This is a genomic window from Streptomyces cinereospinus (assembly GCF_042430725.1).
GTDB lineage: Bacteria > Actinomycetota > Actinomycetes > Streptomycetales > Streptomycetaceae > Streptomyces > Streptomyces cinereospinus.
Window position 1 is genome coordinate 11,502 of sequence record NZ_JBHMCY010000059.1, and the last position, 10,456, is coordinate 21,957.

General features: G+C 73.9%; 7 protein-coding genes and 1 pseudogene. 3 read left to right on the forward strand and 5 right to left on the reverse strand.

Going from position 1 to position 10,456, the window contains the following annotated elements; all coding sequences use genetic code 11:
* Positions 1–196 precede the first annotated feature (196 nt).
* Complete coding sequence (locus ACFF45_RS25895; protein ID WP_381348866.1) at positions 197–2,782, forward strand: bifunctional FO biosynthesis protein CofGH; 2,586 nt, start codon at positions 197–199, stop codon at positions 2,780–2,782.
* Between the two features lie 73 nt (positions 2,783–2,855).
* A complete protein-coding gene (locus tag ACFF45_RS25900) occupies positions 2,856–3,425 on the forward strand; it encodes a hypothetical protein (RefSeq protein WP_381348867.1) in 570 nt (189 codons plus the stop codon).
* Between the two features lie 3 nt (positions 3,426–3,428).
* On the opposite strand, the gene ACFF45_RS25905 is transcribed toward ACFF45_RS25900, so the two are convergent.
* The 3 genes from ACFF45_RS25905 to ACFF45_RS25915 are packed head-to-tail and all read right to left on the reverse strand — an operon-like array spanning position 3,429 to position 5,311.
* The gene (locus ACFF45_RS25905) at positions 3,429–3,944 is read right to left on the reverse strand and encodes a DUF2165 domain-containing protein (RefSeq protein WP_381348868.1); all 516 of its coding nucleotides are present in this window, start codon (positions 3,942–3,944) and stop codon (positions 3,429–3,431) included.
* Between the two features lie 46 nt (positions 3,945–3,990).
* Entirely contained in the window at positions 3,991–5,067 is a 1,077-nt protein-coding gene (locus ACFF45_RS25910; protein WP_381348869.1) for a tyrosine-protein phosphatase, read from the reverse strand.
* Between the two features lie 43 nt (positions 5,068–5,110).
* Positions 5,111–5,311, reverse strand: a complete 201-nt coding sequence (locus tag ACFF45_RS25915; RefSeq protein ID WP_381348870.1) for a DUF397 domain-containing protein — start codon at positions 5,309–5,311, stop codon at positions 5,111–5,113.
* A gap of 73 nt (positions 5,312–5,384) precedes the next feature.
* On the opposite strand from ACFF45_RS25915, the gene ACFF45_RS25920 reads away from it, so the two are divergent.
* Complete coding sequence (locus tag ACFF45_RS25920) at positions 5,385–6,500, forward strand: ADP-ribosylglycohydrolase family protein (RefSeq protein WP_381348871.1); 1,116 nt, start codon at positions 5,385–5,387, stop codon at positions 6,498–6,500.
* Positions 6,501–6,666: 166 nt separating this feature from the next.
* On the opposite strand, the gene ACFF45_RS25925 is transcribed toward ACFF45_RS25920, so the two are convergent.
* Both ACFF45_RS25925 and ACFF45_RS25930 read right to left on the reverse strand, forming a co-directional pair.
* A complete protein-coding gene (locus ACFF45_RS25925) occupies positions 6,667–8,550 on the reverse strand; it encodes a DUF8823 domain-containing protein (protein WP_381348872.1) in 1,884 nt (627 codons plus the stop codon).
* Positions 8,551–8,754: 204 nt separating this feature from the next.
* Positions 8,755–10,456, reverse strand: a pseudogene (locus tag ACFF45_RS25930) (D-alanyl-D-alanine carboxypeptidase); the annotation flags it as partial.

The window sequence follows — 10,456 nt, forward strand, 5'->3', positions numbered from 1 at the left end:
CCGCACCCTCTCTCAGGGGCGCGGGGAACTGCGCGACCACGCCCCACCCACCCGCACCCGGCAATCACCCGCACCCTCTCTCAGGGGCGCGGGGAACTGCGCGACCACGCCCCACCCACCCGCACTCGGCAATCAACCGCACCCCCGATTCCCACCCCGCCCCCCGCTCAACCGGCGGGGCCCATACGCTCGGAGGATGACGACTTCCGCGACCTCCGGAACCGCCCCCACCGAGAACTCCCTGCGTCGCGCCCTCAAACGTGCCCGTGACGGCGTCGCCCTCGACGTCACCGAAGCGGCCGTACTGCTCCAGGCCCGCGGCGAGGCCCTGGAGGACCTTGCCGCGTCCGCCGCCCGGGTGCGGGACGCGGGACTGGAGGCGGCCGGCCGCCCCGGCGTCATCACCTACTCGAAGAGCGTGTTCATCCCCCTGACCCGGCTGTGCCGGGACACGTGCCACTACTGCACGTTCGTCACCGTCCCGGGCAAGCTGCGCCGCGCCGGGCACGGGATGTTCATGTCGCCGGACGAGGTCCTGGACATCGCCCGCAAGGGCGCGGCACTCGGCTGCAAGGAAGCCCTCATCACCCTCGGCGACAAGCCCGAGGACCGCTGGCCCGAGGCGCGCGAATGGCTCGACGCGCACGGCTACGACGACACCATCGCCTATGTCCGCGCGATCTCCATCCGCATCCTGGAGGAGACGGGCCTGCTGCCCCACCTCAACCCCGGGGTCATGAGCTGGACCGACTTCCAGCGCCTGAAGCCGGTCGCGCCGAGCATGGGCATGATGCTGGAGACGACGGCCGAACGCCTGTGGTCGCGGCCCGGCGGCCCGCACCACGGCTCCCCGGACAAGGAACCCGCCGTCCGGCTGCGCGTCCTGGAGGACGCGGGCCGCTCCTCGGTCCCCTTCACCTCCGGCATCCTGATCGGCATCGGCGAGACGTACGAGGAGCGCGCGGAGTCCCTGTTCGCGCTCCGCAAGGTCTCCCGCGCCTACCACGGCATCCAGGAACTGATCATCCAGAACTTCCGCGCCAAGCCGGACACCGCGATGCACGGCATGCCGGACGCGGACCTCGACGAACTCGTCGCCACGGTGGCCGTCGCCCGGCACATCATGGGCCCGAGCGCCTGCCTCCAGGCCCCGCCCAACCTGGTCGACTCCGAGTACGAGCGGCTGATCGGGGCGGGCATCGACGACTGGGGCGGCGTCTCCCCGCTGACCATCGACCACGTCAACCCCGAGCGTCCCTGGCCGCAGATCGAGGAACTGGCCGCCCGCTCGGCGACGGCCGGCTTCGCACTGCGCGAACGCCTCTGCGTCTACCCGGAGTTCGTCACCCGCGGCGAGCCCTGGCTGGACCCGCGCCTGCTGCCGCACGTGCGCGCCCTCGCCGACCCGGAGACCGGCCTCGCCCTGCCGGACGCGGTGGTCGAGGGCCGCCCCTGGCAGGAACCGGAGGAGGTCTTCACGGCGAGCGGCCGCACGGACCTGCACACCACCATCGACAGCGCGGGCCGCACCACCGACCGCCGCGACGACTTCGACGTGGTCTACGGCGACTGGGGCGCCCTGCGCGAGGCCGCCGCCCCCGGCATGGCCCCCGAGCGCATCGACACGGACGTGCGCGCGGCGCTGGCCACGGCGGCCGACGACCCCACCCGGCTCACCGACGACGAGGCGCTGGCCCTGCTGCACGCGGACGGCCCCGCCCTGGACGCCCTCGCCCGCGTCGCGGACGACCTGCGCAAGTCGGTGGTCGGCGACGAGGTGACGTACGTCGTCACCCGGAACATCAACTTCACCAACGTCTGCTACACGGGCTGCCGCTTCTGCGCCTTCGCGCAGCGCCGCACGGACGCCGACGCGTACACGCTCTCGCTGGACCAGGTGGCCGACCGCGCCCAGCAGGCCTGGGACGTGGGCGCGGTGGAGGTCTGCATGCAGGGCGGCATCCACCCCGACCTGCCCGGGACGGCGTACTTCGACATCGCGCGGGCGGTGAAGGCCCGGGTGCCCGGCATGCACGTGCACGCGTTCTCCCCGATGGAGGTCGTCAACGGCGCGGCCCGCACCGGCCTGTCGGTCCGCGAGTGGCTCACGGCCGCCAAGGAGGCAGGTCTGGACTCCATCCCGGGCACGGCGGCGGAGATCCTGGACGACGAGGTCCGCTGGGTCCTGACCAAGGGCAAGCTGCCCACGGCGACCTGGATCGAGGTCGTCACCACCGCCCACGAACTGGGCATCCGCTCCTCCTCCACGATGATGTACGGCCACGTCGACCAGCCCCGCCACTGGCTGGGCCACCTGCGCACGCTGGCCCGCGTCCAGCAGCGGACGGGCGGGTTCACGGAGTTCGTCACGCTGCCGTTCATCCACACCAACGCCCCGGTGTACCTGGCGGGCATCGCCCGCCCCGGCCCTTCGATGCGGGACAACCGCGCGGTGACGGCGATGGCCAGGCTGCTGCTGCACCCGCACATCCCCAACATCCAGACGAGCTGGGTCAAACTGGGCGCCGAGGGTGCGGCGGAGATGCTCCGCTCCGGCGCCAACGACCTGGGCGGCACCCTGATGGAGGAGACCATCTCCCGCATGGCGGGCTCGTCCTACGGCTCCTACAAGTCGGTCCGCGACCTGGTGGCGGTGGCCGGGGCGGCGGGCCGCCCCGCCCGCCCCCGCACCACGCTGTACGGCGAGGTCCCCGAGGAGCGGCAGCGGGCGGCGGCGGCCTCGGACGGGCACCTGCCCCGGCTGCTGCCGGTGCTGGACTGAGGACCGGGCGTTCGGGCGCGCACAGTACGATGATCCGACCCCCGATGGCGGGGGTCGGAGACTGAGGAGATGCGTGCCCGTGCCTGCCCGACGGCTGCCCTCGTGGGCCTGGGTGACCGGCCTGACCGCGGCGGCGATCGCGGCGGTCACCGTCCTGGCCGTGCAGGCCGAGCAGGAGCCGGGCCCCACGGCCGCGGCGGCCCGGCCCAGCCCCTCGGCGACCGCGACCGCCCGCCCCACGCCGAGCGCGCCGGCCCCGGCGGCCGTGCCCGACGGCTCCGGGACCGGGCGGCGGATCGTCTACGCGCTGGGGCAGCGGCGGGTGTGGCTGGTCGACGCGAGCGACAGCCCCCGCCGCACCTTCACGGTGTGGCCCGGCACGGTCGACCCGGACCCCGGCACGTACATGGTCGGGACCCGCACCGAGGCCACCACCGGCTCCGACGGGGTGGAGATCGAGCACGTCGTCTACTTCGCCGCCGAGTCGGGCGTCAGCATCGCCTTCTCCGCCGCCGTGGACGGCTCCTCGCCCCCGCCGGCCGCCGCCGGGACGCAGACCGGCGGCATCCGTATGAAGTCGGCCGACGGGTCGGCGCTGTGGGCGTTCGGGACGGCGGGGACGCCGGTGTCGGTCGTCCGGTAGCCGTCAGGCAGCCGGGCCGGTCTGCCCGGCGGGCAGGTGGTTCACCAGCAGCACGACGCCGCTCAGCAGGAAGATCCGGGTCGCGGGGTCCAGCCCGTTCCAGTCCGCCGACTGCCACATCGCGAACCACTCACCGCCGATCGCGATGAACCCGGCGCCGAACAGCACCATCACCATCAGCAGCCCGTACGTGGAGACGCGCCGCGCCAGGACGCGGGGACCGCGCGCCCAGAACCAGGTACCGGCGACGAGGACGAGCGCGGCGACCGTCTCCCAGACGATGATCGCGACGTACGCGGCGTCCTGCAGCGCGGTGTCCGTGACGGCCCGCCACATCAGGTCCTCGTCCTTGAACGTGGTGTCCATGGCCAGGACATGGCGGACGAAGTCCTGGTTGGTGCCGAAGTCGGTGATGTTCCCGAGGGCGACGAGCGCCATGTAGAGGGCCACGGTGCCGGTGAGGACGGTGGCGGCGAGGTGGAGTGTGCCTCTGGTGGTGCCTGTGGTGGTTGTGGACATGCCTCTTCTCTACCAGCGTCGGGCATGTCCACGCCCATGGAGTCCGTCAGCCGACGAGCAACTCCGCGCGCAGCGACCGCAGTTCACGCGCGTCCAGGCCCAGGGCCCGCTTCTCGTACGCCGTGAACGAGCCGTATTCCTCCTGCACCTCGGCGAAGCCGGAGTTGAGGTACTCGGCCCGCACGTCGAGCAGCGGCTTGTAGACGGCCGCCTGCGCCGGGGGCATGGCGGCGAGGGCCGCGGCGTTGGCCTCGGCGCGGTAGTCGTTGGAGGCCAGGTAGTCCGCCAGGACCGTCTCGCGCGGCACGCCCAGGGTGGTGAGCAGCGCGGCGCTCGCCCAGCCGGTGCGGTCCTTGCCCGCCGTGCAGTGGTAGAGGGCGCCGTCGGCGTCCCGGACCAGGCCGGAGAATACGGTGGAGTAGGCGGCCCCGGCCGGCTCGCTGCTCACCATCGCCCTCTCGCCCTCGATCATCAGCTGCTCGGCCTCGGCGGCCGTCGTCGGCATCGTGAAGACCGGGGAGTCGTCGCCGATGACGTTCGCCACGACGTACCGGGTACCGGTGGGGAGGCGGTCCGGGGCCGCCGCGCGCTCCGACGTGCTGCGCAGGTCGTAGGCGACCGAGATGCCGAGCCGCCCGAGCTTCGCGAGGTCGGCGTCGGTCAGCTTGTCCAGCGAGTCCGAGCGGTAGACGACGCCCATCTTCACCCAGCGGCCGTCCGTGGTGCGGTAGCCGCCCGCGTCCCGGAAGTTGGCGGTGCCGTCCAGCCGTATCAGCCGGTCGGCGAGGCGCAGGTGCCGGCCGCGCTCGGGCACCAGGTCGAACCACTGCCGGTCGGCGGCGGGCAGCCCGCGCACCGTGACCGTGCCGGTGGCGCCGCCGGTGGCGACGGTACGGCCGTTCGCGCGCACGGCGACCTGCCGCACGCCGGGCGCCTTCCAGGTGACCCGGTACGAACCGTCCTGCTGGGCCGTCACCTCCGCCGCGGTGAACGGGATCTGCCGGGCGGAGGCGTGCGAGGCGTGCGGCGCGGGCGCGGCGGTGGCGACGGGCGCCGCGAAGGCGGTGAGCAGCGCGGCGGCCAAGAGGGCGTACGCGGTGCTGACACGTGTCGTGTGCATCATGGCCGGAATGCTCCGCCGCACAGGGGAGGGCCGGACCAACAGATCATGAACACCCGAGGTCGACCGGACCAATGGCCTGCACGAACTCGCCCCAGGCGCGGCGCCCGAAGGTGAGGGGGGTGCGGTGGCGGGCTTCGGAGTCGCGGACGTGGACGGTGGGGTGGGTCATGACGACTTCGACGCAGTCGGGGCCGTCGGCGCTGCTGTAGCTGCTCTCGAACCACTTGCGTACCGGTCCATCCACTGAACCGAACGTTCCCCGTCGAATACAGTGCTGAACTGTCGTACGTACGGACGGTGCCCCCTGGGAGGGTCTGGTGGATGCGACAGCGGGCACCGTCTGGGGCCGTGCCGAGCAGCAGGACTTCCGCAGCCGGGTGCGCGGCACGCTGCTCGGCGCGGCGGTCGGGGACGCGCTGGGCGCGCCCGTCGCCCGGCTGGACCTGGACGGGATCCGGGCGGCGCACGGGCCGGAGGGGGTCGTGGACCTCGCCCCGGCCTACGGCCGGCGCGGCGCCGTCACCCATCTCACCCAGCTCACCCTGTTCTCCGTCGACGGGCTGATCCGGGCCCAGGTGCGGCGTGACACCGGGGCCTGGCACCCGCCGACCGACCTGCACCGGGCGTATCTGCGCTGGGCCGCCACCCAGCGCGACTGGGGTCCGGACGAGCGGCGCGCGGACGACGGGTGGCTGGCCCGCGAGGAGTGGCTGTACGCCCGCCGGGACCCGGCCCGCGCCCTGCTGCTCGGGCTCGGCGACGCCACCATGGGCACCCTGGAGGCGCCCAAGAACCCGGGCGAGGCGGGGGGCGAGGCCGCCGGCCGGTCCGCGCCGTTCGGGCTGCTCGTCGGCTGGGAGCCGCAGCTCGTCGTCCAGCTCGCCGTGGAGTGCGCCACGCACACCCACGGCCACCCCACCGGCTGCCTGGCGGCGGGCGCGTACGCCGTGATCGTGCACACGCTGGCGCGCGGCGACAGCCTCGACGGCGCGGTGCAGCGGGCGCTCGCCCTGCTCGCCGCCCGGCCCGGGCACCAGCCGGTGTCCGAGGCGTTGCAGCAGGCGCTCGGCGCGGTCCGGCAGGGCGTCCCGACGCCGGACCGGGTGGCCGCCCTGGCCGGCGGCGGCACCGCCGACCGGGTCGTCGCCGCCGCCGTCTACTGCGCCATGGTCGGCGAGGACGTCCGCCACGGGCTGCGTCTCGCCGTCAACCACGACGGGCCCTCCGCCCTCACCGCGTCCCTCGCCGGCGGCCTGCTCGGCGCGCTGCACGGCGAGACCGCCCTGCCCCCGGCCTGGCTGGCCGCGCTGGAGGGCCGCCCGACCATCCTGGAACTGGCCGACGACTTCGCCATGGAGATGACCCAGGGCCCGGCGCTGCACACTCCGGCCGCCGCGTCGCCCGCCTGGCTGGCCCGCTACCCCCGGGCCTGAGCCCACGCGCGGGGCGGCCGCCCCGCGGACGGCCGCCCCGCACGTCGCGCCTTCCCGGCGTGCGATCGGTCCGATCAGCCCGGCCGCCTCGGTCCAGTGACCCCCGTTCAGGAACATGAACGGCGACGGGACGGGGCAGCCGGACGCGACCGGCCCGCTCCGCCGGTCAGCCCAGCTCCTCCGGACACGCCGTGCCCCGCGGCCAGCCGTACGGCGACGCCAGCCGGTAGGTCCCGGCGCGCGGCGCCAGCAGCTCCGTCCACCGGACGCCCTGCGCGTCCTCCTCGGTCCGGCGCAGGCAGCCGTCGACGTTGCGGTAGGTCTTCGGCGTCCCCTCGGGACGGTCCTTGGACGCCTCCGTCTCCCGCGGCGCCTCGACCCCCTTGCCCTCGGCGTCGACCAGCTTCAGCCACGGCGAGTACGGGACGCGGATCAGCACCCGGCCCGGCTCGCTCACCCGCAGGGTCATCTCGCCCTGCTCGGCCCGCTCCACGGTGGCCGGCGGATCGGCCAGCGGGGCCGGGTCGGTCACCCGGAACAGCTGCCAGTTCGCGTCCCCCCAGACCTGCGTCAGATACGGCAGCCCGCGCTGCACCAGCTCCCGCTCCCGCTCACCGCCGTCCCCGTCCGGCTCGTCCTTGGGCAGCACGACGTAGTGCACCGCCCAGCGCTTGAGCCACTCGCGGTAGTTGGCCGAGTTGAGGGTGTCGTCGTAGAAGAGCGGGTTGCGCTCCATGTCGGCCTGCCGGTTCCAGCCCCGGGCCAGGTTGACGTACGGGGCGAGCGCCGAGGCCTCGCGGTGCGAACGGGCCGGGACCACCTCGACCCGGCCCTTCCCGGCGCCGACCTCCTGGAGCTCGTTGACCAGCGGGGCCAGCTCCCGCGCCCAGGCCGCCCGCGGGGTCGTGTTCACCACGTCGTCGACCGACTTGTAGCCGATCCAGGTGACGAACCCGGCGAAGGCCACCACGATCGCGTACCAGCGCAGCGAGCGCGGCGCCGCGAACGGCAGCGCGGCCAGCAGCGCCACCCCCGCGAACAGCATCGACAGCCGGGTGATGTTCGACCCGATCTGCGAGCTGATCAGCCACACCAGCAGCACCGACAGGCCGTACACGGCGGAGGTGATGCGCACGGTCCGCCAGTCGCGCGGGACCAGCAGGAAGACCAGCGCCGAGTAGACCACGGGCAGCGTCGCCGACCCGAACGACATCGGCTGGGTGCCGGAGAACGGGAACGCCCACGCCGACACCGCCACCACCGCGCTCGGCGCCAGGCCCAGCGCCCACGCCCCCGGCCGCCGCTTCTGCAGGAACAGCGCCACCGCGACCAGACCCACGAACAGCCCGGCGACCGGCGAGGACATGGTGGCCAGCGCGGCCAGCGGCGCCGCGCCCAGGGCCTTCGCCCAGCGCTTGTAGCGCCAGCGGTACGGCCAGCAGAACACCATCGCGACCGCGCCCAGCGCGAACAGCATGCCCAGCCCGAACGTCACCCGCCCCGACACCGCGTTGCACAGCAGCCCGAACACCCCGGCGAGCCCCGGCCACAGCGGCTCGCGCACCATCCGGCTGCGCATCAGGACCAGCGTCAGCAGCCCCGCGGAGAGCGTCCCCGCGATCATCATCGTCGTCCGCACCCCGAGCAGCGACATCAGGTACGGCGACACCACGCTGTACGACACCGGGTGCATCCCGCCGTACCAGGCGAGGTTGTACGCCGAGTCCGGGTGCCGGCCGACGAACTCCGCCCAGGCGTCCTGCGCCGCGAGATCCCCGCCGCTGTTCGCGAAGGTGAAGAACCAGATGAGGTGGAGCACCCCCGCCACGGCGGTGGTGACCAGCACGGGGTGCCGGACCGCGCGCCGCAGCCGGTCCCGCGGGGCGGCCCGCTCCGGCGCGCTCGGCGCCGTGCCGGGTATCTTCCCGGGCGTCCCGCCGGGTGTTGCGTCGGCCGGACGGCTGGACGGCTGGGCGGGCACGCGTATGCGCGGGCCGGCTCCCGGGCCCGGGCCGGTGTCGTCGGTGCGTGTCGGCTCCGCAGTGGCCACCTGTTGGCGCTCCCCGTGTCCGTCGTCCGTTCTCGGCCGCCCACCCGTTTCCCGGCCGTTCCCGGCCGTGTGGCGGGCCGTTCGCGCCCCCGTCCGCCACGCGGGCGTCCTGTCCCGTTTCGGGACGCTAGCACGCACCCCGCCGAGGGGCGCCCGGGAGGGCTTCCGTCGACGGGGTGCGGGAGCGCGGCGGTGCGTGCCCGGTCAGGCGACGCGGGTCAGCTTGTCCGTGAAGCCGGGTTCGGTGAGGTCCGTCCGCAGGGCCACCGGCACCTCGACCGCGCCGCCGCTGCCGTCGCCCACGGTGAGCGTGCCGACCTGCGTCCCGGCCGCCGCGGTGTGCGGCACCTCGTCGGAGGCGAACGACAGCTTCACCTCCAGGCCGGCCCAGCCGACCGCGGTGACGTCCTGCTCGACGACGACCGGGGTCCGGTTGCCGAGCCGGTCGTCGACGTACCCGACGACATCGCCCTTCTTCAGGATCTTCGCCGAGGTCAGCGCCTCCTGCGCGGCGAGCATCGCCGTCTTGCTGACGTCGTTGACGGTCTCGATGATGGGTGCCTTGTGCTGCCCGAGGATCGCGCCGACCAGGGTCACCGTCTCACCGCCGACCTCCTTGCGGGCGGCGAAGAGCAGGTTGCCGCCGGCCGCGGTGGTGGTGCCGGTCTTGATGCCGATCGCACCGTCGTAGGGGACCAGGTAGTTGTAGTTGTACCACCTCTGTCCGGACGGATCGATCCACTGGCCCATCGACGTGATCTCCATCAGGGCCGGGATCCGCACCAGTTCGTTGCCCAGCTTCACCTGGTCCTCGGCGGTGGAGACGGTGCTCTCCTTCAGGCCGGAGGCGTCGGTGTACGTGGTGTTCTCCATCCCCAGCTCCTTGGCGGTGTCGTTCATCTTCTCGATGAACGCGGCCTCGGATCCGGCGTCCCAACGCGCCAGCAGACGGGCGATGTTGTTGGCGGAGGGAATCATGATGGCGGCCAGGGCCTGCCGCTCGGTGATCTGGTCGCCCTCCTTGACGGTGTTGAGGGTGGACTCGCCCTCCTCGTTGTATCCGCCCTCCTTCTCGGCGAGCGCGTCGACCGTGATCTTCGGGCCCTCCTCGCCGGACTTGAGCGGGTGGTCCTTCAGCACCACGTACGCCGTCATCGCCTTGGCGACCGAGCCGATGGCGACCGGCCTCTGCTCGCCGAAGTCGCCCATGGTGCCGATGCCGTTGACGTCCATCCAGCCCTGGCCCTCGCCGGGCCACGGCAGGCTGACGCGGTCGCCCTCGAAGCCGTAGGTGTCCTCGGCGGTGAGCTCCAGGGCCGGCGTGGGCAGCGGCCGCACGGCCTGCACGATCGCGAACACGACCGCCAGCAGCAGGACCAGCGGCGTCCAGATCTTGATCCGCCGTACCGCCGTCCGCAGCGGGGTCTCCGGCGGCGGCGGGGTGTTGGTCAGCTCGGCCAGCAGGTCCAGCGGCGGCTTCGGCGGCAGCGGCTGCTGGGTCGTCCGCTCCGGGCCGACCTGCGGCACGGAGGCGGTCTGGTCGGCGGGCGCGGCCGGCTTGGCCCGGTCCGGCGTCACCTTGGGCAGCGCGGTGGTGGCCTCGGCGGCCGGCGGGGGCTTGCGCGTGGAGGGGTCGTCCAGGGGCTTGAGCGCGACGAACTTGCTGGTGCGCTCGGCGTCCCGCTCCGCCGCCGGAGCGGGCTTCCGGGCGTCGCCCAGCTTCAGCATGGTGGTCGGCTGGTCGACGGCCGGGCGCGGGGGCTCGACGGCCCGGAAGACGGCCGTGGGCTGGTCCACGCGGGACGCGGCGTCCTCGGCGGGGGTTCCGTCCTCGGCGGCGTCCTGCCCGGCCGCGTCGGCGGCGTCCTCGGCGTCCCCGGCATCGGCCGGGGCGGCGTCCTCGGGG

Bases quoted from the DNA above. Each gene is read 5' to 3' on its own strand.
- ACFF45_RS25910 (WP_381348869.1), bottom strand. From the start codon at position 5,067: ATGATGCACACGACACGTGTCAGCACCGCGTACGCCCTCTTGGCCGCC.
- ACFF45_RS25895 (WP_381348866.1), top strand. From the start codon at position 197: ATGACGACTTCCGCGACCTCCGGAACCGCCCCCACCGAGAACTCCCTG.
- ACFF45_RS25905 (WP_381348868.1), bottom strand. From the start codon at position 3,944: ATGTCCACAACCACCACAGGCACCACCAGAGGCACACTCCACCTCGCC.